Below are 20,036 nucleotides of genomic sequence, written 5' to 3'. Positions count from 1 at the left end.
CGGTACCGTCCTCACCGGGGTTTCGTCGGCAGCACCCCGGAGGGGTTCCGTGGGGATCGAGAGCGACAAGGTCGTCTACGAGTATCTGAGCCGTGTCGGAGACATCGCGCAGCAGCGCCAGCTGCCGTCGTCCACGCGGATGCGGCTCGTGTCGGAGCTGCGCAACGAGATCGACCGGCACCGCGCCAAGGTGACGGTGGACAGTCCCGCCGCGGTCCGCCGCATCCTGGACCGCCTGGGCACCCCGGACGAGGTGGTCGAGGCGGCGGGAGGCGCCACAGGCGCCACAGGCACCACCGGTACGAGGAGCGCTCCGAGGCCGCCGTCCGCCACCGTGCCGGAACAGCCCGCGCCCCGCGAGCGGGAGCCGGGGGCGAAGCCGGAGCTGCCGGACCTTCTCAAGGGCCTGCGCAAGGTCGTACCCCGCCCGCGCCCCGCCGAGCCGGAGCCGCCGGCCGCCCGCGCCGACGGGCCGTCCCCGCCGCACCTTGCCGCCCCGCACGAACTCGGCGACAGCGTCACGCAGCCCGACTGGTGGCGGATGGGGGGCGGCAGCAGTCCGCTCGGGTTCGGGACGGCCGGTGATGCCGTACCGGGTTTCGTGGGCGGAGTGGAGATCCCGGAGCTGCTCCGGCGCCCGCCGATGGAGGCGCCTCAGGAGAAGGACCAGGCCCCGAGAACAGAGCCGGAACCGGCCAAGGAGCAGGACCCCGAGGCGACCGCCACCCGCCGCTCCCTGCCGGCCCGCCTCCTGCCCCGTCCCGCCGCCGGCTGGACCAACCCGCTCCTGCTGCTGGCCGCCGCCGCGCTGGTCGCGGGGGCCCTGCTCGGCAACTGGTTCGCGCTGATCCTGGGCTGGCTGATCGCCTGGGGCTCCCGGCGCCTGACGCCCGCCGAGACCAAGTGGGCCGTCATGGTCCTGCCCGGCATGTCCGTCGCGGCCGGTCTGCTCTGGCTGTGGGGCCGCAACACCGGCCGCTGGGGCGCGCCCATAGCCCAGGGCCACATGAGTGACGCCGTGGCCGGCACCTGGCCGTGGGTGGTCCGGGGCGCGGCCACAGCCACGGCCCTGTTCCTGCTCTGGCGCTCCCAGCGCCGCCGCTAGCGGGCCAGGCACAATGGCCCACATGCCCGAGCTGAGCACGATCGCCCCGCGCCCGCTGACCGTGGGTTTCGACCTCGACATGACCCTGATCGACTCCCGGCCGGGGATCCGTGCCTGTTACGTGGCCCTGGCGGAGCGGACGGGGACGTACATCGACGCCGATCTGGCGGTGACGCGGCTCGGGCCGCCGCTGGTGGAGGAGCTGGTCCACTGGTTCCCGGCGGAGCAGATCGACCAGATGGCCGACCTGTACCGGGAGATGTACCCGGCGATCGCGATAGCCACGACGCCCGCCATGGCCGGAGCCCGCGAGGCGATCGAGGCGGTGCGGGCGGCCGGCGGGCGGACGATGGTCGTCACGGCGAAGTACGAGCCGAACGCCAAGCTGCACCTGTCCCACCTCGGCATCGTGCCCGACGTGGTCGTGGGCGACCTGTGGGCCGAGCAGAAGGCGGTGGCGCTGCGCGAGCACGGCGCGGCCGTGTACGTCGGCGACCACGTCGGAGACGTGCGCGGAGCCCGTACGGCGGGCGCGCTGTCGGTCTGCGTGGCCACCGGGCCCTGCCCGGCGGACGAACTGCGGGCTGCCGGTGCGGATGTCGTGCTCGACGACCTCTCCGCATTCCCCGACTGGCTCGACGGCTACCGCGAGGCGGCCTCCCGCGCCTGACGGCGTCCGGCGGCGACCGACCGCAGGACACCGGCGCCGGCCAGCAGGAAACCGACGCCCATGAGCATGCACAGTGTGTACATGTACCACGGGAACGGCTTGGTCCCGAGGAACAGCGGGGCCACCGTGACGAGGGTGGACACGGCCCCGATGAAGAAGACGATCGCACCGGCGCGGATCAGTCCGTCACCGGGCTCGGCGGAATTCGTTTGGGTTTTGTCAGGCACGGGACCAGGGTAGTTCCCAGCGCGTAGGAACAACCGGGGGACGTCTTGTCACCGGCCCGAAGACCATTAGCCTTGGTAGCGGCGGGTCATCGTGGACCCGCTCAGTGCTATCAAGAGCCGTTTCCGAAGCATTCCCCAACGAGTACGAGGACGAGGACAGACGTGCCTACCGGCAAGGTCAAGTGGTTCAACACCGAGAAGGGCTTCGGCTTTCTCTCCCGTGACGACGGCGGTGACGTCTTCGTCCACTCCTCGGTTCTCCCCGCCGGAGTCGATTCACTCAAGCCGGGACAGCGCGTGGAGTTCGGGGTGGTCGCCGGTCAGCGCGGTGATCAGGCACTTTCGGTGACGGTGCTCGACCCGACGCCGTCGGTCGCGGCGGCCCAGCGCAAGAAGCCGGACGAACTGGCCTCGATCGTGCAGGATCTGACGACCCTCCTCGAGAACATCACGCCGATGCTGGAGAAGGGCCGCTACCCGGAGAAGGCCTCCGGCAAGAAGATCGCCGGCCTGCTGCGGGCGGTCGCCGACCAGCTGGACGTGTGACCGCCCCGCAAGGGAACGTCAGGAAACGTCAGGGGAAATCGAGCGCGTTCGGGCCGAGGGGCGGCAGCAGCCCCTCGGCCGCCGCGCGTCGGGCAGCTGTGCCGGACTCGGTTCGGCTGATGTTGCGGCGGGTGTGCTGCGGTTGCTGTGTTCGCGAGGCTCAGGGAAACGCGAGCGCTTCGGGTCCGAGGGCCGGCACGAGGCCCTCGGCCGCCGCGCGTGTGAGCAGCCCGCGGATCGCCGCGTAGCCGTCCTCGCCGAGGTCGGCGGTGAACTCGTTGACGTACAGGCCGATGTGCTGGTCGGTGACGGCCGGGTCCATCTCCTGGGCGTGCTCCATGACGTACGGCCGGGAGGCCTCGGGGTCGTCCCAGGCGGCTCGCACGGACGCGGTGATGGACTCCGCGAGCCCGCGCAGCGCCTTGGCGCCCAGCGAGCGCTTGGCGATGATCGCGCCCAGCGGGATCGGCAGCCCGGTCGTGCGCTCCCAGTGCTCGCCCATGTCGGCGAGCTTGTGCAGCCCGTAGTTCTGGTACGTGAAGCGCGCCTCGTGGATGACGAGTCCGGCGTCCACCTTGCCGTCCCGCACGGCCGGCATGATCTCGTGGAACGGCAGGACGACGATCTCGCCGACCCCGCCGTCCTTCAGCGTGTCCGCGGCCCACAGCCTGAACAGCAGGTAGGCGGTCGACTTCTCGCTCGGCACCGCGACCGTACGGCCCGTCAGATCGACGCCGGCCTCCCGTGTGAGCACGAGCGGCCCGCAGCCCCGGCCCAGCGCGCCGCCGCAGGGCAGCAGCGCGTACTCGTCCAGGACGTACGGCAGGACGGCGTACGACACCTTCAGGACGTCGAACTCTCCGCGCTCGGCCATGGTGTTGGTGAGGTCGATGTCGGCAAAGGTCACGTCCAGCGCGGGCCCGCCGGGGACGCGGCCGTGGGCGAGGGCGTCGAAGACGAAGGTGTCGTTGGGGCAGGGCGAGTACGCGATCTGCAGGGGCTGCTCACCCTGCAACGGCTGCTCACTGCTGATGCTGGTGGTCATACGGGTTCCAACTCTCCAATGCGGGCGCGAGGTTCCCGAAGGCTCCGGTGAGGGCGGCCAGGGCGTCGCCGATGCGCCAGGCGGCGCGGTCGCGCGGGCCGACCGGGTTGGACACCGCGCGCAGCTCCAGCACGGGCACCTTGTGCGCGGCGGCGGCCTCGGCGACCCCGAACCCCTCCATGCCCTCCGCGAGGGCGTGGGGGTGACGGGCACGCAGCTCGGCGGCGCGGGCGGCGGTGCCGGTCACGGTGGAGACGGTGAGGATCGTTCCGGGGAGGGCGTCGGTGGCTTCGGCGACGACTCGTACGAGTGATTCCGGCGGCCGGTGGGTGACGGTCCCGAAGCCGAGTTCGGTGACCGGGAGGAAGCCGTCGGCGGTCTCGGCACCCAGATCGGCCACGGTGATCGCGTCGGCGACGACGAGCGACCCGACGGGCGCCTCCGGCTGGAAACCGCCGCCGATTCCGGCCGACACGACGAGGCCGTACGGGGCGCCGTCGAGAGTGGCGGCGGTCAGGGCGGCGGCGGTGGAGGCGGCGGCGAGCGCGGGCCCGACACCGGCGGCCAGCAGGTCGTACCCGGGGCCGGACCCGGCGGTGGTCCGCAGGACGGACCCCCCGGGCAGGGAGACCTCCTCGCCAGCCCCCGGGAACGCCCGTGCCACCGCGTCCCGTTCGGCGGGGACAGCGGTGGCCACGAGAACGCGTATGGGGCCGGTGCCGGAGCCGATCAGGCTGATCAGGCCTTCTTCAGCTTGAACGACCAGAAGCCCTTGATGTTCCCGGTCTCGCCCATCTGGATCGAGATGTTGTTGGTGTCGCCCTGGGTGCCGTACTGGGCGTTGAAGAAGGCGCTGCCCGGGATGGTGCGGTACGTCTTCTTGCTGACGTCGGTGAACTGGCGGCCGTTCACCAGGACGACCCAGCCGGCGTCCGCGATCTTCGGTTCGACGCCGAAGCGGACGGTCTCGTCCTGGTCGACCTTGATCGACTTGAGGTTCTCGGCGTTCTTGGCGCACTTCGCCAGCGACTTGGCGTCCAGCTTGTTGCCGTCGTTGTAGCAGAGGGCCTCGGAGTGGATCGAGCTGGAGCCGACGGTGATCGTCGAGATCGGGGTCGGCTTCTCGCAGGCCGTCAGGACGAGCAGTCCGGCGGTAACGGCGCCGGCGGCGGCGACGGCGCGGCGGCGTCGCACAGCGGAATGCATCGTGGTCATGGCCGAAGGCTATCGGGCGCCGGAAGGCGTCCGCCCGCGCGGGGTGCGGCGTGCCCGGTTCGTTACGCCACTCGCGCCCTGGGCCGGCCGCTGTGCCGGGCGGAGTCGAGCAGCCCGCGCAGGGTGGTCAGCCAGCCGGCACCCACCAGTGCGGCGGCCACGGCCATGCCGAGGGTGCCGTTGAGCGGCAGCACGATGCCGACCGCGCCGCCGAACACCCAGGCCATCTGGAGCAGCGTCTCCGAGCGGGCGAACGCCGAGGTCCGCACCAGTTCCGGCACGTCACGCTGGATCAGCGCGTCCAGGGACAGCTTGGCCAGCGCCTGCGCGAACCCGGCGACCGCGGCCAGGCAGGCCACCAGGAAGGCCCCGAAGAACACGGTGGCCACGAGCGCCGTCCCCAGCGCCAGCGCGACCACGGTGACGATGATGATCTCCGGTGCGCGTGATCTGAGCCACGCCCCCATCGCCGTCCCCAGGGCGTTGCCCGTGCCGGCCGCGCCGCCCACTATCCCGAGCGACACCGCCGCGCTCTCCCCGGTCAGCGGCTGCTCGCGCAGCAGGAAGGCGAGGAAGAAGATCAGGAAGCCGGACAGGCAGCGCAGGGCGGCGTTGGCGCCGAGCGCGTGCGTGACGGCGGGGCCGACGGTCCGCAGCCCCGGCCGCTTCGCCGTCTTGCGGAGCGGCCCGTGCAGATGCTCGGCGTCCGCGGCGAGCAGCGCCCTGCCCTCGCCCTTGGCCGAGTCCACCTTGTGCGGCAGGGAGAGGGACAGGAACGTACCCGCCAGGAAGATCACGAAGGCGCCGTAGAGCGGCCAGGGGTCCCCGATGGCGTGCAGCCCCGCCGCCACCGGCGCGGCCACGGCGGTGGCCAGCAACCCGGCGAGGGTGACCCGGGAGTTGGCCTTCACGAGCGAGAACCGGGACGGCAGCAGCCGCGGTACGACGGCACTCCTGACCACCCCGTACGCCTTCGACGCCACGAGCACGCCGAGCGCGGCGGGATACAGCTCCAGACCCCCGCTGGCCACGGCCCCCGAGAGGATGAGCGCGAGCAGGGCGCGGGCCAGCATGGAGCCCGCCATCGCCGCGCGGCGGCCGTGCGGCAGCCGGTCCAGCAGCGGGCCGATGACGGGTGCGAGGACGGTGAAGGGAGCCATGGTGATGGCGAGATACAGCGCGACGCGCCCGCGCGCCTCGGCGGTGGGCACGGAGAAGAAGATGGTGGACGCGAGCGCGACGGTGATCATGACATCGCCGGCGCCGTTCACCGCGTGCAGCTCGATCAGCTTGCCGAGCCCCGACTCACCGGCGCCGTGCGCGTGCGTGGCCTTCCGGATCCCGCGCGCCGTGCCGGTGAAGGGGGAGCGCAGGGCACGGCCGACCGCGCGGACGGCCCCTCCGAGACCCGCACCGCCACCTCGCCCACTCCCGCCACCCGCGGCTGCCACCACGCCATAGTGCCTTGAGAACCGTCCGAATAGTGCCGTCACCGCGCACGAGGCCGACCTTCTCCCCGAGGACCCTGCCCCGCAGGTGGTGTGTTTCGGCCGTCTGAACCCGTTTGTGACGGTGCGCTTCCAGCCGACCGGGACCGGCGGGCGGACGGGAAGCACCGCAGTGGAGCGGCGAAGAATCTCGTCGGTGTAGCGTGCATATCTCAGCCATAACGCAGAATGGATGGCAGAGGTGCGCCCGAGCGCGGTCGGATGCAGACGTCGATGCGGTCCCCAGGTCCGCTCCGTCCGCTTCACCGCCCAGGCAGCCGCACTCATTGAGACGGCGTAGGAGAGAAGCGATACCTGTGAGCGCAGCGACAACGCGAAGCCGCACCCCCGACCGCCTGTGCGCCGAGGCTGTCGACCTCGCCCGCGCCGCAGCCGAGGAGGCCGCCGCACCCGGCGTGGTCGGCGAGCACGTCGGCCTGGTGTCGGAGGGCGACCGCGTCGTCACGCACTTCTTCGAGTGCAAGGAGTCGGGCTACCGCGGCTGGCGCTGGGCCGCGACGGTCGCCCGCGCCTCCCGTGCCAAGATCGTTACCTTGGACGAGGTCGTCCTCCTCCCTGGCCCCGACGCCCTCCTCGCTCCGGAGTGGGTCCCGTGGAGCGAGCGGCTGCGCCCCGGCGACCTCGGCCCCGGCGATCTGCTCCCCACCGACCAGGAGGACCTGCGCCTGGAGCCCGGCTACACCGGCGAGGAGGCGGCGCCGCCGAATGCGCTCGTGTCCGAGGAGATGGCGGAGCTGGCGGATGCCGAGGACGCGGACGTGACCCCGGGCGCCCCCGCCGTCCAGCCGACGATCCCGTCCCGGGGCTCCATCGCGGCGGTCGCCGAGGAACTGGGCATGCGCCGCGCCCGCGTCCTGTCCCGCTACGGCCTGCACGTGGCGGCCGACCGCTGGGAGGAGGCGTACGGCCCGAAGACGCCCATGGCCCAGGCGGCCCCGGCGACCTGCATGACGTGCGGCTTCCTCAACCCCATCGGCGGCTCCCTCGGCCAGGCCTTCGGCGTCTGCGCCAACGAGTTCTCCCCGGCCGACGGCCGCGTGGTCTCGCTGGCGTACGGCTGCGGCGGCCACTCGGAAGCAGCGGTCATGCCGAAGCCGCCCCAGCCGGCGACCCCGGTCATCGACGAGACAAGGGTCGACCCCTTCCCCCTCCGCCCGGCCCGCGACTCGGGCTCGGTCCCGGAGGCGGGCGACGAGGAGACGGCGGAACTGGGTCACTCGTAACGCGGCAGGCCGTCCGTCGAGATGGTCCAGTCCGCGATGGTGACGTCCTCGCCGTACACGAACTCCTTGCGGGTCGCATAGCGCGGCCCGTCGGGGGTGGGGTGGATGTTGCTCACCCAGTCGTTGTCGGGGTTGGAGCGGGAGACGACTTCGACGGCGGCGATCAGTGTGCGGGGATCGAAGGAGCCGGGGCCCTCCATGTCCTCCCAGGTGATCACCATCACGTCGGGGCGGCGCATGATGCTTTCCGCTTCGTCCTCCACGTCGGGTTCACCCGTGTGGGCCACGATCTCGTCAGGCATCACCTTCTCAAGGCGTTTCCGCAGATGCAGAGTGGTCAGCTCGTGCGGACCGACGGGCGCCACCATGTCGTGGACGATCCCTTCTTTGGTGATCTCGAACTTGCCCGGGAGGGTGTCCTCCACGGACTGAACGAAGTCACGCATGGCCCGGTAGACGTGGGAGGCGCCCTGGCGCGCGTTGTCCGGTGCGATGGTCATGGCGCTCGCTCCTCGTCGTCTGTACCCAGGGGCAAGGATCGTCGCTCTCATGCTAGGCGGCGACGGCGGCGGGAACGCGGCAGTCGCGGCAGCGGCCCGGGGCCGGGGAGCGGAAGGCTCTGTCGCAGCCCTCGCAGTTCTGGAGGGGGTGCCGGGTCTCCGGCGCGGGTGCTGGGGCCCGGAACGGGGGCGGTGGCGGCAGTTGCGCGGCGAGGCGGTGGGCCAGGAGGGCTGCGGGGCGGCGCAGGGGCTCGGGTGGGAGGTCCGTCGTCAGGGCGTGGCGTACGGCCGTGGCGCTGACCTCGCGTTCCAGCCACGCGGCGACGCCCGGCGCCAGGTGTGCCGTGTCGCAGGCCGACAGCAGCAGGCGGGGATCGGTGCGGCGCAGGTCCGCGAGGAGGTCGGTCGCGAGCTGGAGCAGCTCGGGGGACGGGCAGGCCGGGCCCGGTACGACGGGGAGCGCCTTGCGGGGTGCCTGCGGCTCGCGGCGTGCGGGCGGCTTGGGCGCGGGCTCGTCGTTCTTGCGGTCCGTGCGGTCCCTACGACGTCCTGGCTGGTTGCAGGAGATCGTGCGGGAGACGATGCGGCCGTTGGGCAGGCGCTCCCGCTCGCGCCGCAGGTAGCCTTCGGCCTCCAGCTCCCGCAGCGCATTGGCCACCCGGATGGCACCTTCGGGGAAGCGGGCGGCCAGCGTCTTGATGTCCACGCGGGCCCCGGCCGGGAGCGACTGGATGTGCACGCCGATGCCGATCGCCAGGCCCGACAGCGTCGGGTGCTGGGCCAGGTCGTTGCCGACCACGGTGAAGCGGGTGGTGTGGCGCGTGTTGTCGTGGATCAGGCCGCCGGCGGCTGCCCGCCGGTTCGGGTGGTTGTTGGCGGCAAGCCGGGACCGGACGCGCGTGGGCGCGCTAGGGTTCTGGTTATCCATCGGGAAGGTGCTTTCTTCCTGGGTGGTCAGGCCCTCGATCGGGATCGCTACTCCCGGCCGGGGGCCGACGTCTTTGTGCGGTTCTGTCGCGCTGAGCGTAGAGCGAGCAACAGGTCGCCACGCCAGCCCAGTTGGCGATGTTCACCCTCGTGAGTGAGTTTGCGCTGCGGGCGGGAGGGGTGGGGCTTGGTGGGGTCCTTTCTCCCCGATGTTCCTTGGGAAAGGCGGCACTTGGCGCCGGAGCACGGGTTTCCGGGTCACGGTCGTTGGCCGGAACGGCCTTGTGGGCCCGGGTGTTTGGGGTGCGGGTGCGGTATGAGCCGGTGGCGTCCGCAAAGGCGGCGAAGACGGTGCCGGCCGGGGTGCGGCGGCCTGCGGGAGGGGCCGTGGAGAGGGGCTGGGAGTGGCCGTGGGAGGGGCTGCAGCGGCCGCCTCCAGCCATCGGGAGACCGGCCTCTCCTAACACGGCCCTCCTCGCCCCATCCGCAGCGACACGCCATGTCGGCGGGGGGTGAGCAGGCGTCAGAAGATCACCCAAAGGGTCTAATAGTATGCCAATCTGCCTTATTTTCAGGCGACTTGGCTCTCTCTCATTTTCTGAAAAAGCGGCACGTGAGCGCCATAAATGCCCCGATCGGCGCCCTGGAGCCCAGTTTCGATATGCCCGGCTTGAGGAGTCATGAGTACGTTTGTCACACACCGGCTGACGGGCCGGCATCTCTGAGAGCAAGAGACAGGAGAAGCACCATGAAGGTCTCCCGTTCCACCGTAGTCACGGCCGCTGCGGCAGCCGCCGCAGCTCTGGCCGCGACCGGCATCACCTACGCGTCGGCGGCCTCCGCCCCGGTTGCCTCCGCCCCCGTTGTCTCCGCCCCGGTCGCCCAGGAGGCCCCGGCTGCTGCCGCCGCCCCCCTCGGCGGCGGCGGTGGCGGCAATGGCAACAACAACGGCGGCAATGGCAACGAGCGCGGCAACGACAATGGCGGCAAGGGCCACGAGGGCGAAGAGTACGGCCGGATCATGATCAACGAGCGGTCGTACTTCGCTCACCCGGGCGACTGCATCACCGTGATCAGCGGCCTCGGCGCCAAGAGCCTGAACATCCGCAACGACAGCGAGAAGACCGTCGAGGTCTTCCGCGGGGCGGTCTGCGACAACGGCGCTCCCATCGCCACTGTCGGCCCGCACAGCCAGGCCGACGGCGTGCACCCGCACCACACCAGGGGCATCCACGTCGAAGACGGAGTTGTGGGCAGCTTCCGGGTGGTCCGCGGCCACCACGGCGACTACTGAGCCAGACCGGCTGCATGATGTGGGACCCCGGCCCGCCGGAATCGGGCCGGGGCCCCAGACACCAGCATTCTCCGACAACACACGCGCCGTGCGCACCCTGCCCGAGCCGGACACCAGGCGCCACGCACCTGGTGTCCGGGCGGCCGTGCACTCAGTCACCGGGCACCTGCCCGGTGACTCCCGTTCGAACGCCGTTTGTTGGCGCGCTCCCCCGCGCCATGGCCGCCGGCCTGCCTCTCTGCCTCTCCATCCCCCGAACGGGTGAGGAAGGCGCATGTCGCATGTCGGGGGCGGCTCCCTTTCCCCTGTGAGTGAGGTGAGTTATGCGCCTGGTGGAGGACGTGAGCGACGACTCCTATGTCCTGGACATCATCGACATCACATTGACTCCCGCGTGGCCGCGGCTCGGGCGTCAGGTCCGCTGGGAGATGCGCGGCCACCTCAAAGAGACCGTCGATCTGACCCGGGTCACCTGCAAGGTGACCATAAAGTTCGGCCCGATCAAGATGCTGGACCGGAGCTACCGGCTGCCCGAGCTGCTGGCGGGCATGGGCGCACGGCTGTCGGGCGACCCCGAGCCGCCCGCCGGGCCGTGGCAGCAGGCCTGGGACCTCCAGCTCCCCGAGGCGGTGCCGGTGGCCGAACACCGGATCCACCTGCGCGCGCGGACGGGGAACGGAAAGGACTTCTTCGCCCTGGACCTCCCCCTGAACTTCAGCCGCAGATCCCATCTGGCCACGGCGAGGGACTGACGAGGGACCGACGGGACGCCGGCGCGGGGCCGCAGCGGGCCCCGCGCAGCCGCCCCGTCGGACCGACGGCCGTACGCGCGGTACCTTCTTGCTCACCCCCACGAGGAGAGTGAACGTGAGCAAGTACGTGCGGCCGGCGGCCGAGGGCGCCGACCCCTTCGGTACCGCCCGTCTGCGCCGCGGTGTGCTCGACGCCTGGGCCACCAGCCCCGCCCGGTTCCGTGAGGACGCCAACGCCGAGGAGGACCTGGTCCTCGGCGGGTACCGGGACCGGCTCGTGGTCGAGCTGGCGCAGAACGCCGCCGACGCCGCCGCCCGGGCGAACACGCCGGGGCGGCTGCGGCTGACTCTCCGCGAGGGCGTGCTCGTCGCCGCCAACACCGGCGCCCCGCTGGACGCCGCCGGTGTCGAGTCGCTGGCCACGCTGCGGGCCTCCGCCAAACGGGACGCCACCAGCACCCACGGTGCCGTCGGCCGGTTCGGCGTCGGCTTCTCCGCCGTACTCGCCGTCACCGACGAGCCCGCCGTCGTCGGGCGGCACGGCGGTGTGCGCTGGGCGCTGGCCGAGGCGCGGGAGCTGGCCGCCGAGACCGCCCGGCACAGCCCGGGACTCGGCGACGAGATCCGTCGGCGGGACGGGCACGTACCGCTGCTCCGCCTTCCCTTCGCCGCCGAGGGGACCGCTCCCGATCCGTACGACACCGCCGTCATCCTGCCGCTGCGGGACTCGGCCGCCGCCGATCTCGCCCAGCGGCTGCTGAGGGCCGTCGACGACGCCCTGCTCCTCGCTCTGCCGGGGCTCGACGAGGTCGTCGTGGAGATCGACGACGAGGCACCGCGCACGCTCAGCCGCCGCACCGACGGCCCCTTCACGATCGTGGAGGACTCCCGGGACGGCATCACGCACTGGCGCACCTCCTCCGCGCACGGCCCGCTCACCCCGGAGCTGCTCGCCGACCGGCCGGTCGAGGAGCGGCTGCGCCCGCACTGGTCGGTGACCTGGGCCGTGCCCGTGGATGCCTACGGTGCTCCCGTCCGGCCGCGCACCAGCCCCGTCGTCCACGCGCCCACCCCCAGCGACGAACCCCTCGGCGTCCCCGCGCTGCTCATCGCCTCCTTCCCGCTGGACACCACCCGGCGGCACGCGGCCCCCGGGCCCCTCACCGGCTACCTCGTACAGCGGGCGGCGGACGCCTACGCCGAACTCCTCGCCGACTGGCGGCCGGTGACGGCAGGCGCCATCGACCTCGTGCCCGGCCCGCTGGGCAAGGGCGAGCTGGACGGCGCGCTGCGCGAGGCGATCCTGGAGCGGTTGCCGCGCACCCCCTTCCTGCCCCCGGCCCTTGAGCCCAAGGCGCACGACACGGACCTGCCCGAGGTGCTCCGGCCGCGCGACGCCGAGGTCGTGGAGGGCGCGGGCGCCGAGACCGTACGGGTGCTCGCCGAAGTGCTGCCCACCCTGCTGCCCGCCGGGCTGGAGCGGCGCGTCGAGCTGCGCACCCTCGGGGTCGCCCGGCTGCCCCTCGCCGACGCCATCGACCGGCTGGCCGGGCTGGAGAAGGACCCCGACTGGTGGTGGCGCCTCTACGACAGCCTCGCCGGCGTCGATCCCGACCGGCTCTCCGGTCTGCCCGTGCCCCTTGCCGACGGCCGTACGACCATCGGGCCCCGGCAGGTGCTGCTGCCCGTCGCGGACTCGACGGTCATCGACCCCGAGGTCCTGGCGCGGCTCGGGCTGAAGGTGGCCCACCAGGACGCCGCGCATCCGCTGCTGGAGAAGCTGGGCGCGCTGCCCGCCTCCCCGCGCGCGGTGCTGACCACCCCACAGGTGCGGGCCGCCGTCGCCGCCTCGCTGGACGACGAGGGCGGGATCGGCTGGGAAGAGGACGCCCTCGACGCCGAGGAACTGGCCGACACCGTCCTCGCCCTGGTCCGGGACGCGGGCCTGGAACCCGGTGACGAGCCCTGGCTGGGCGCCCTCGCGCTGCCCGACGAGGACGGGGAGCCCGCCCCCGCCGGTGAACTGGTCTTTCCCGGCAGCCCCTTCGCCCGGGTGATCCGCGAGGACGAACTGGCCGCCGTAGATGGTGAGCTGGCGGAGAAGTGGGGCGAACAGCCGCTGACCGCCTGCGGGGTGCTCGCGAACTTCGCGCTCGTGCGGGCCACCGATGTCGTGCTCGACCCCGATGAACTGGAGCCCCGCGAGGGCGACTTCGCCGAGCCCGACGACGCCGGGCTGCTCGACGCCGTCGACGTGTGGTGCGAGGACATCCTCGACCGATTCCCGGACAGCCCGGTGCCCCCCGTGGCCACCGAGCTGGTCGCCGTCCGCGACCTCGACCTCGTGGACGACGACCACTGGCCCGAGGCCCTTGCCCTGCTGGCCCAGCCGCCGCTGCGCGACGCCCTCACCCAGCCGGTACGGATCCTGCTGCCCGACGGCACCCATGAGGTCGTACGGCCCTACACCGCCTGGTGGTTGCGCGGGCATCCCGTCCTCGACGGGCGCCGGCCGGCCGGGCTGCTCGCCGCCGGTGGCGATCCGCTGCTGCACGGGCTGTACGAGGAGGCCGACGCCACCGGGTTCGAGGACGAGCAGGTGCTGCGGGCGCTCGGCGTGCGGACCTCCGTGGCCGCCCTGCTGGACGAACCCGGTGGCGCCGCCGAGCTGCTGGAGCGGCTGGCCGATCCGGAGCGGCCGGTCTCCTCCGCCCAACTGCACGGGCTCTACGGCGCCTTGGCGGACCTGGACCCCGAGCAGGTGACCCTGCCGGACGACCTGCGGGCCGTGGTCGACGGGCGGGTGGAGGTCGTGGACGCGGCCGAGGCCGTGGTGGTCGACTCACCCGACCTGCTGCCGTTCACCTCCGGGGTCCCGCTGCTGCCCGTCCGGCCGGCGCGCGCCGCCGAGCTGGCCGAGCTGTTCCAGGTGCGGCGGCTGAGCGAGTCCGTCACCGGCGAGGTGCACTCCGCGGGCACCGCGCACGACGTACCGGAGTCGGTGCGGGTGCTGCTCGGGCCGCGCACGCCCGGCACGTATGTCGAGCACGACGAACTGGTCGTGGACGGCGTGGAGATCGACTGGCGGCTCACCGACGACGGTGTGCTGCACGCGGCCACCCTGGAGGGTGTCGCCGCGGGCCTCGCCTGGGCGGCGGGGCAGTGGCCGCGCCGCTTCGAGGTGGCCGCCCTGCTCGAAGACCCTTCGCGAACCGAGGAGTTGGCCCGGGACCGGTGGTTCGACTGACCCCGACAACTCCCACACTGAATTCTTACCTCTAGTACAACCTTCTACGGTCTCCCCGGGTCACATGTGCAGGAGTCATAAGACTCCCCTGATGGAACGTGGGGACATCACATGCGCATTCGTGCCTCTGTCGCCGTCGTCACTGGCGCTCTGGCCCTGTCCGCCCTTGCCGCCCCGGCCGCCATGGCCGACGGCGGCCTGGGCGACACCGCGATCACCAAGGTGGTCGTGGGCAGCAGCAACAAGGTGCAGGTCGGCACCTACTACGCGAAGACCGTCACGGTCAGCGTGACGGCCACGGACAACTCGGGCATCAAGGGCATGGACAAGTTCGTGCTCGCCGGGCCCGGCGGCGGCTTCCTGCAGACGGGCCTGCCCGCCTGCAAGGCTGACAGCGCGACCACCTTCACCTGCAAGGCCTCCGTGACGGTCGACCCGAAGGTCGACTACCTCATGAACAGCAACGCCGGCACCTGGTACGTCGACGTCTGGGCCGACGCCAACGACGGGGACTACAACTGGCAGGAGAAGGCCGGTTCCTTCCTCCTCCAGCGCTCCTCCAAGCTGACGGCCAACGCCTCGCCGGAACCGGTGGCCAAGGGCAGGACGATCACCGTCACCGGCTCCCTCACCCGGGCCAACTGGGAGACCCTGAGGTACGGCGCCTACGGTTCGCAGCCGGTGAAGCTGCAGTACCTGAAGAAGGGCACCACCACCTGGACGACGCTGAAGACCGTCACCTCGTCCTCCACGGGTTACGTGAAGGCGACGACCACGGCGTCGGCCGACGGCTACTTCCGCTTCTCCTACGCGGGCAACACGACGACCGCGTCGTTCAACTCCGTCTCCGACTTCGTCGACGTGCAGTAAGTCCGCTCAGCAAGCACCACCCCCCACGTTTCCAGGGGGTCCGGGTGATCGGCAGGCCGACCGGCCTTCGACCACACGGACTCCGTATCCATCTCTCTCCACCTTGGGGAACGCACATGCGTATTCGCGCCACCGTGGCCGCCGTCTCCGGCGCCCTGGCCCTGTCCGCCCTCGCCGCGCCGGCCGCCCTGGCCACCGACGCCCCGCAGCACAGCCGTGCGGACCTCGTGAAGGCCGCCCACGCCGCCCACCAGGCCTCCTCGGGCAAGGCCGGGTTCAGCGGCGTCGCCGCCGACACCGGCGTGCCCTACGCGCTGAACCTGACCTTCTCCAACGTGAAGGTCAACAACGGCAAGCCGATCGTCGCGGGCATTTCCAACAAGGTCTCCGTGCCGACGAGCTTCACGGTCACGCACGACGCCGGCATCGACCTGCACGCCCCCGACATCATGATGGACGTCGACATCCACCGCGGCTCTCTGGACGACCCCAACACCCGGTTCCTGTTCGGCGACGACTGGCCGACCTGCACCGACACCTCGGCGACCACCGCCACCTGCAAGGGCACCATCGACGTCTACCCGGACGTCGAGCTGGTCAACGCCGATGCCGCCACCTGGAAGGCCGAGGGCTACATCTTCGACTGGAACGACCAGGACCCGATGTCGGACAACATCGACTGGAGCAAGGTCGGCTACGCCGGCCAGGACGCGCTGGCCGACGTCAAGCTCCAGCGCTACTCCAAGCTGACCGCCAACGCCGCCCCGGAGCCGGTGGCGAAGGGCAAGACCATCACGGTCACGGGCGCCCTGACCCGCGCCAACTGGGAGACGCACAAGTACGCGGGCTACACCAACCAGCCCGTGCAGCTGCAGTTCTTCAAGAAGGGCGGCACCTCGTACACCACCCTGAAGACCATCACGTCGTCCTCCACGACGGGCAGCCTGAAGACGACGACCACCGCGACCGTCGACGGCTACTACCGCTTCTACTTCGCGGGCACCCCGACCACCCCGGCGGTCAAGTCCACGGCTGACTTCGTCGACGTGCAGTAAGCCACCGACGTGCAGTAAGCACCCCATTCCGGCCCCGGCGCGGCTTTCCTCCGCCGGGGCCGGAATGCTTCCTCTCACTTATGCAACGGATCAGCAATCGGCGCACAAAATCTGGCTGCGGCGGGCAACGGCCGTACAACCAGTCGCATCCCCCCGTGATCTGATCGCTTGAGTCAACCGACTCCTTGATCACTTCTCCCTCCAAGGGACGCACATGCGCATACGTGCCGCTGTGGCCGCCGTCTCCGGCGCCCTGGCCCTGTCCGCTCTTGTCGTGCCGGCCGCGCAGGCCGCCACCGACTCGGGCACGCCGTACACGCTGAACGCCAGCTTCTCGAACCTTTCGATCGCCAAGGCGGTCAAGGTCGGGACCACCAACGAGGTCAGCGTCAAGTACACGTACACGCTGACCCACGGCTCCGACGTGAACATCGCCGCGACGGACTTCTACACGGACGCCTACCTCTACAAGGGCAGCTTCGACACCCCGACCGGTGAGCTGGACGGCGACAACCCGGCGACCTGCACGCCCACCTCGTCCACCACCGCCACCTGCACGGGCTACGTCAACATCTACCCGGCCGACCACTACCTGAAGAACGCCTGGTCCGGCAGCTGGAGCGTGGCCGCCGAGGCCATCGCCTTCAACGGCCAGGACCAGAACAACCCTGACATGAGCAAGGTCGGCTTCAAAGACCAGAGCGGCATGGCCACCACCCTGGTGCAGCGCTACTCCAAGCTCACCGCCGACGCCACGCCCGAGCCGGTGAAGAAGGGTGCGACCATCACGGTCTCCGGCAAGCTGACCCGCGCCGACTGGGAGCACGGCACGTACAACGCGGTCGGCGGCCAGTCGGTGAAGCTGCAGTTCCAGGCGAAGGGCAGCACCACCTGGACCACGCTGAAGACCGTCACGTCGGCCACCACGGGCGACGTGAAGACGACGACCACCGCCTCGGTCGACGGCTACTTCCGCTACAGCTACGCGGGCGCCACGTCGACGCCCGCCGTCAACTCGGCGTCCGACTTCGTCGACGTCCAGTAAGACCGAGCGCTAAGCCGGGACGCGGCGGCCGACCCACTTCCACAGGAACTCCAGGACGGCCGCCGCCACCACCGCCAGGCCGACCGCCGTCCAGGGCATGGTGACGCCCACCAGCTTCAGGGCGAAGAAGCTCTGCAGGGACGGCACGGCCAGGACGAAGACGAAGGACAGGCCCATCGCGGCCACCAGGGCGATCCGCCACCAGGTGTAGGGGCGGGCGATGATCGCCAGGACCCACATCGAGATCAGGAACAGGGTCAGCGTCGCCGCACTGGTCTCGGCGTCCAGCTGGCCGGGCCCGGTGTAGTAGTGCCGGGCGACCAGGTACATCACGAAGGTCGCCACCCCGGCCACCACGCCCCCCGGGATCGAGTACCGCATCACCTGCCGGACGAAGTGCGGGCGCGCGCGTTCCTTGTTCGGGGCGAGGGCCAGGAAGAAGGCGGGGACGCCGATGGTGAGGGTGGACAGCAGGGTCAGGTGCCGGGGCAGGAAGGGGTACTCGACCCCCCAGCACACCACCAGCACGGCCAGCAGCACCGAGTAGACCGTCTTCACCAGGAACAGCGTCGCCACCCGCGTGATGTTGCCGATCACCCGGCGGCCCTCGCCGACCACCGACGGCAGCGTGGCGAAGCTGTTGTTCAGCAGCACGATCTGCGCGACCGCCCGGGTCGCCTCCGAGCCCGAGCCCATGGCCACGCCGATGTCCGCGTCCTTGAGGGCCAGTACGTCGTTCACGCCGTCGCCGGTCATCGCGACCGTGTGCCCGCGCGACTGGAGCGCGCCGACCATGTCCCGCTTCTGCTGCGGGGTGACCCGGCCGAAGACGGTCGCCTCGTCCAGCGCGTCCGCCATCTCCGCCCGGCCGGCGGGCAGCCGCCGCGCGTCCACCGCGGAGCCCTTGAGCCCCAGCTTGACGGCGACCGCACCGACGGAGACCGCGTTGTCCCCGGAGATGACCTTGGCCCGTACGTCCTGCTCGGCGAAGTAGTGCAGGGTTTCGGCCGCGTCGGCGCGCAGCCGCTGCTCCAGCACCACGAGCGCGGTGGGGCGGGCGTCGCGGGCCGGGTCGGGCTCGTCCAGTTCGCGGGTGGCGCGGGCGAGGAGGAGGACCCGCAGGCCCTGTTCGTTGAGGCGCTCGGTCTCGGCCAGGGCCGGGTCGTCGGGGGCGAGCAGGACGTCGGGGGCGCCCAGCAGCCAGGTGCTGGCCTCGCCGTCGCCCTCGCTGAAGGCGGCGCCGCTGTACTTGCGGGCGGAGGAGAAGGGCAGCGACTCGATGCAGCGCCACTCCTCGCTGTCCGGGAAGGCGTCGATGACGGCCTGGAGGGAGGCGTTGGGACGCGGGTCGGACTCGCCGAGGGCGCCGAGCACCTTGCGCACGTACGACTCGTCGTAGCCGTCGAGGGTCCGCAGCTGGCTGACGTCCATGCCACCCTCGGTCAGCGTGCCGGTCTTGTCCAGGCAGACCGTGTCGACGCGGGCCAGGCCCTCGATGGCCGGGAGTTCCTGCACGAGACACTGCTGCCGGCCCAGCCGGATCACCCCGATCGCGAAGGCGACCGAGGTGAGCAGCACCAGCCCCTCCGGGACCATCGGGACGATGCCGCCGACGGTGCGGGCGACGGCGTCCTTGAACCCGTAGTTCTTGACGACGAGCTGCGTGATGACGAGTCCGATGGCCGCCGGGACCATCATCCAGGTCACGTACTTGAGGATCGTGGAGATGCCGGTGCGCAGCTCGGAGTGGACGAGGGTGAAGCGGGAGGCCTCCTCGGCGAGCTGGGCGGCGTACGCCTCCCGGCCCACCTTGGTCGCCTTGAAGGCGCCGCCGCCGGCGACCACGAAGCTGCCCGACATGACCGGGTCGCCGGGGCGTTTGACGACGGGGTCGGCCTCGCCGGTGAGCAGCGACTCGTCGATCTCCAGCCCGTCGGCCTCGGCGCACACGCCGTCCACGACGATCTTGTCGCCGGGACCTGTCTCGATGAGGTCGCCCAGCACGATCTCGCTCGTGGCGATCTCGACGGCGATGCCGTCCCGCCGTACGGTCGGCCGGGCCTCGCCGATCACGGCGAGCGAGTCCAGGGTCTGCTTGGCGCGCCATTCCTGGACGATGCCGATGCCGGTGTTGGCGAGGATCACGAAGCCGAAGAAGCTGTCCTGGATCGGCGCGACGCAGAGCATGACCACCCAGAGCACGCCGATGATCGCGTTGAACCGGGTGAAGACGTTCGCGCGGACGATCTCCCCGAACGACCGGCTGCTGCGCACCGGAACATCGTTGACCTGCCCGCGTGCCACTCTCTGTGCGACTTCGGCGGTAGTCAGCCCGGTCGGCCGGCCCTCGGGCAGGGCCATGGGATGGACGGGGTCGAGTTCAGCGCCCGCGTCTATGTGGGACATGCATTCGACGTTACGTGCGGTTCTGCCCGCCCGCCCACCGAATCGCTTGGATCAGAAGTTCAGCCCTGGCCGGAGCCCAGCGCGGCGGCCCGCTTGATCGCCGCGTCGCGCTTGCGGACGTACCAGACGCCGATCAGGCCGAGCCCGCCGCCGGCCAGGCAGGTCCAGAGCCACCACAGGTGGCCGTGGTCGTGGAACCAGCCGTAGAAGGGCAGCTGGACCAGGAAGAGGACGAACCACACGATCGTGCCGCCGGTGATGGTGGCGACCACAGGCCCCTCAAGGGGCTCCGGTGCCTCGTGCTTCGGGGTCCACTTAGCCATGGCAGACAGCTTACGAGGCGATCGGGTCTACGCGCGGAGATAGCGTGCGTCGAACTCATATGTTCATACTGAAACCGT

At 71.3% G+C, this 20,036-nt stretch carries 19 protein-coding genes; 10 read left to right on the top strand and 9 right to left on the bottom strand.

The genetic code is table 11. The features are described 5' to 3' along the window. Nucleotides 1–49 precede the first annotated feature (49 nt). Together ACWD3E_RS15095 and ACWD3E_RS15090 are read left to right on the top strand one after the other, a co-directional pair. Nucleotides 50–1,105, top strand: coding sequence for a hypothetical protein (locus ACWD3E_RS15095; protein WP_451387979.1), 1,056 nt, complete (start codon nt 50–52; stop codon nt 1,103–1,105). Nucleotides 1,106–1,118: 13 nt separating this feature from the next. After that, nucleotides 1,119–1,775: an HAD family hydrolase gene (locus ACWD3E_RS15090; RefSeq protein ID WP_451387978.1), complete on the top strand. Its 657-nt coding sequence runs from the start codon at nt 1,119–1,121 to the stop codon at nt 1,773–1,775. Here ACWD3E_RS15090 and ACWD3E_RS15085 read toward each other — a convergent pair. Further along, complete coding sequence (locus ACWD3E_RS15085; RefSeq protein WP_451387977.1) at nt 1,748–2,002, bottom strand: hypothetical protein; 255 nt, start codon at nt 2,000–2,002, stop codon at nt 1,748–1,750. The genes ACWD3E_RS15090 and ACWD3E_RS15085 overlap by 28 nt on opposite strands. Before the next feature lie 162 nt (nt 2,003–2,164). Here ACWD3E_RS15085 and ACWD3E_RS15080 point away from each other — a divergent pair, with 162 nt between their 5' ends. After that, the gene (locus tag ACWD3E_RS15080) at nt 2,165–2,548 is read left to right on the top strand and encodes a cold-shock protein (protein ID WP_451387976.1); all 384 of its coding nucleotides are present in this window, start codon (nt 2,165–2,167) and stop codon (nt 2,546–2,548) included. 160 nt (nt 2,549–2,708) lie between these two features. Here ACWD3E_RS15080 and ACWD3E_RS15075 read toward each other — a convergent pair whose 3' ends face one another. From ACWD3E_RS15075 to ACWD3E_RS15060, 4 genes are all read right to left on the bottom strand, one after another. Continuing rightward, on the bottom strand, nt 2,709–3,593 hold the full coding sequence (locus ACWD3E_RS15075; RefSeq protein ID WP_451387975.1) for a 1,4-dihydroxy-6-naphthoate synthase: 885 nt from the start codon (nt 3,591–3,593) through the stop codon (nt 2,709–2,711). Further along, the gene (locus ACWD3E_RS15070) at nt 3,571–4,302 is read right to left on the bottom strand and encodes a futalosine hydrolase (protein ID WP_451388152.1); all 732 of its coding nucleotides are present in this window, start codon (nt 4,300–4,302) and stop codon (nt 3,571–3,573) included. Before ACWD3E_RS15070 ends, ACWD3E_RS15075 begins: the two co-directional genes overlap by 23 nt. A 29-nt stretch (nt 4,303–4,331) precedes the next feature. Next, nucleotides 4,332–4,808 (bottom strand): DUF2771 domain-containing protein, encoded by a 477-nt coding sequence (locus ACWD3E_RS15065; RefSeq protein ID WP_451387974.1) that lies wholly within the window; start codon nt 4,806–4,808, stop codon nt 4,332–4,334. A gap of 62 nt (nt 4,809–4,870) precedes the next feature. Beyond that, entirely contained in the window at nt 4,871–6,262 is a 1,392-nt protein-coding gene (locus tag ACWD3E_RS15060; protein WP_451387973.1) for an MFS transporter, read from the bottom strand. Between the two features lie 350 nt (nt 6,263–6,612). Here ACWD3E_RS15060 and ACWD3E_RS15055 point away from each other — a divergent pair, with 350 nt between their 5' ends. Continuing rightward, on the top strand, nt 6,613–7,539 hold the full coding sequence (locus ACWD3E_RS15055; protein ID WP_451387972.1) for a DUF3027 domain-containing protein: 927 nt from the start codon (nt 6,613–6,615) through the stop codon (nt 7,537–7,539). Here the strand turns inward: ACWD3E_RS15055 and ACWD3E_RS15050 are convergent. Continuing rightward, nucleotides 7,530–8,039, bottom strand: coding sequence for a Uma2 family endonuclease (locus ACWD3E_RS15050; RefSeq protein ID WP_451387971.1), 510 nt, complete (start codon nt 8,037–8,039; stop codon nt 7,530–7,532). The genes ACWD3E_RS15055 and ACWD3E_RS15050 overlap by 10 nt on opposite strands. Before the next feature lie 52 nt (nt 8,040–8,091). Further along, on the bottom strand, nt 8,092–8,967 hold the full coding sequence (locus ACWD3E_RS15045; RefSeq protein ID WP_451387970.1) for a helix-turn-helix domain-containing protein: 876 nt from the start codon (nt 8,965–8,967) through the stop codon (nt 8,092–8,094). 747 nt (nt 8,968–9,714) lie between these two features. On the opposite strand from ACWD3E_RS15045, the gene ACWD3E_RS15040 reads away from it, so the two are divergent. From ACWD3E_RS15040 to ACWD3E_RS15015, 6 genes are all read left to right on the top strand, one after another. Then, complete coding sequence (locus tag ACWD3E_RS15040; protein WP_451387969.1) at nt 9,715–10,260, top strand: hypothetical protein; 546 nt, start codon at nt 9,715–9,717, stop codon at nt 10,258–10,260. A 341-nt stretch (nt 10,261–10,601) separates the two neighbouring features. After that, nucleotides 10,602–11,012 (top strand): hypothetical protein, encoded by a 411-nt coding sequence (locus tag ACWD3E_RS15035; protein ID WP_451387968.1) that lies wholly within the window; start codon nt 10,602–10,604, stop codon nt 11,010–11,012. 115 nt (nt 11,013–11,127) lie between these two features. Next, nucleotides 11,128–14,259: a sacsin N-terminal ATP-binding-like domain-containing protein gene (locus ACWD3E_RS15030; RefSeq protein WP_451387967.1), complete on the top strand. Its 3,132-nt coding sequence runs from the start codon at nt 11,128–11,130 to the stop codon at nt 14,257–14,259. 111 nt (nt 14,260–14,370) lie between these two features. Then, the gene (locus ACWD3E_RS15025; protein ID WP_451387966.1) at nt 14,371–15,129 is read left to right on the top strand and encodes a calcium-binding protein; all 759 of its coding nucleotides are present in this window, start codon (nt 14,371–14,373) and stop codon (nt 15,127–15,129) included. Nucleotides 15,130–15,245: 116 nt separating this feature from the next. Then, nucleotides 15,246–16,184 carry a hypothetical protein gene (locus tag ACWD3E_RS15020; protein ID WP_451387965.1) on the top strand — a complete coding sequence of 313 codons (939 nt, stop codon included), beginning with the start codon at nt 15,246–15,248 and terminating at the stop codon, nt 16,182–16,184. Nucleotides 16,185–16,398: 214 nt separating this feature from the next. After that, nucleotides 16,399–17,229, top strand: a complete 831-nt coding sequence (locus ACWD3E_RS15015) for a hypothetical protein (protein WP_451387964.1) — start codon at nt 16,399–16,401, stop codon at nt 17,227–17,229. A 9-nt stretch (nt 17,230–17,238) separates the two neighbouring features. On the opposite strand, the gene ACWD3E_RS15010 is transcribed toward ACWD3E_RS15015, so the two are convergent. Both ACWD3E_RS15010 and ACWD3E_RS15005 read right to left on the bottom strand, forming a co-directional pair. After that, complete coding sequence (locus ACWD3E_RS15010) at nt 17,239–19,635, bottom strand: HAD-IC family P-type ATPase (RefSeq protein WP_451387963.1); 2,397 nt, start codon at nt 19,633–19,635, stop codon at nt 17,239–17,241. A 59-nt stretch (nt 19,636–19,694) separates the two neighbouring features. Further along, complete coding sequence (locus tag ACWD3E_RS15005; RefSeq protein ID WP_451387962.1) at nt 19,695–19,958, bottom strand: DUF2530 domain-containing protein; 264 nt, start codon at nt 19,956–19,958, stop codon at nt 19,695–19,697. Nucleotides 19,959–20,036 lie beyond the last annotated feature (78 nt).

The organism is Streptomyces sp. NPDC002676, from assembly GCF_053592455.1.
The sequence above is the reverse complement of the archived record's forward strand: the minus strand, read 5'-3'. Positions and strand labels throughout refer to the sequence as shown.

What these genes read in the sequence shown, in the direction of transcription:
- ACWD3E_RS15090 (WP_451387978.1), top strand. Translation starts at nt 1,119, where the DNA reads ATGGCCCACATGCCCGAGCTGAGCACGATCGCCCCGCGCCCGCTGACC.
- ACWD3E_RS15075 (WP_451387975.1), bottom strand. Translation starts at nt 3,593, where the DNA reads ATGACCACCAGCATCAGCAGTGAGCAGCCGTTGCAGGGTGAGCAGCCC.
- ACWD3E_RS15065 (WP_451387974.1), bottom strand. Translation starts at nt 4,808, where the DNA reads ATGACCACGATGCATTCCGCTGTGCGACGCCGCCGCGCCGTCGCCGCC.
- ACWD3E_RS15050 (WP_451387971.1), bottom strand. Translation starts at nt 8,039, where the DNA reads ATGACCATCGCACCGGACAACGCGCGCCAGGGCGCCTCCCACGTCTAC.
- ACWD3E_RS15045 (WP_451387970.1), bottom strand. Translation starts at nt 8,967, where the DNA reads ATGGATAACCAGAACCCTAGCGCGCCCACGCGCGTCCGGTCCCGGCTT.
- ACWD3E_RS15040 (WP_451387969.1), top strand. Translation starts at nt 9,715, where the DNA reads ATGAAGGTCTCCCGTTCCACCGTAGTCACGGCCGCTGCGGCAGCCGCC.
- ACWD3E_RS15025 (WP_451387966.1), top strand. Translation starts at nt 14,371, where the DNA reads ATGCGCATTCGTGCCTCTGTCGCCGTCGTCACTGGCGCTCTGGCCCTG.
- ACWD3E_RS15020 (WP_451387965.1), top strand. Translation starts at nt 15,246, where the DNA reads ATGCGTATTCGCGCCACCGTGGCCGCCGTCTCCGGCGCCCTGGCCCTG.
- ACWD3E_RS15015 (WP_451387964.1), top strand. Translation starts at nt 16,399, where the DNA reads ATGCGCATACGTGCCGCTGTGGCCGCCGTCTCCGGCGCCCTGGCCCTG.
- ACWD3E_RS15010 (WP_451387963.1), bottom strand. Translation starts at nt 19,635, where the DNA reads ATGTCCCACATAGACGCGGGCGCTGAACTCGACCCCGTCCATCCCATG.
- ACWD3E_RS15005 (WP_451387962.1), bottom strand. Translation starts at nt 19,958, where the DNA reads ATGGCTAAGTGGACCCCGAAGCACGAGGCACCGGAGCCCCTTGAGGGG.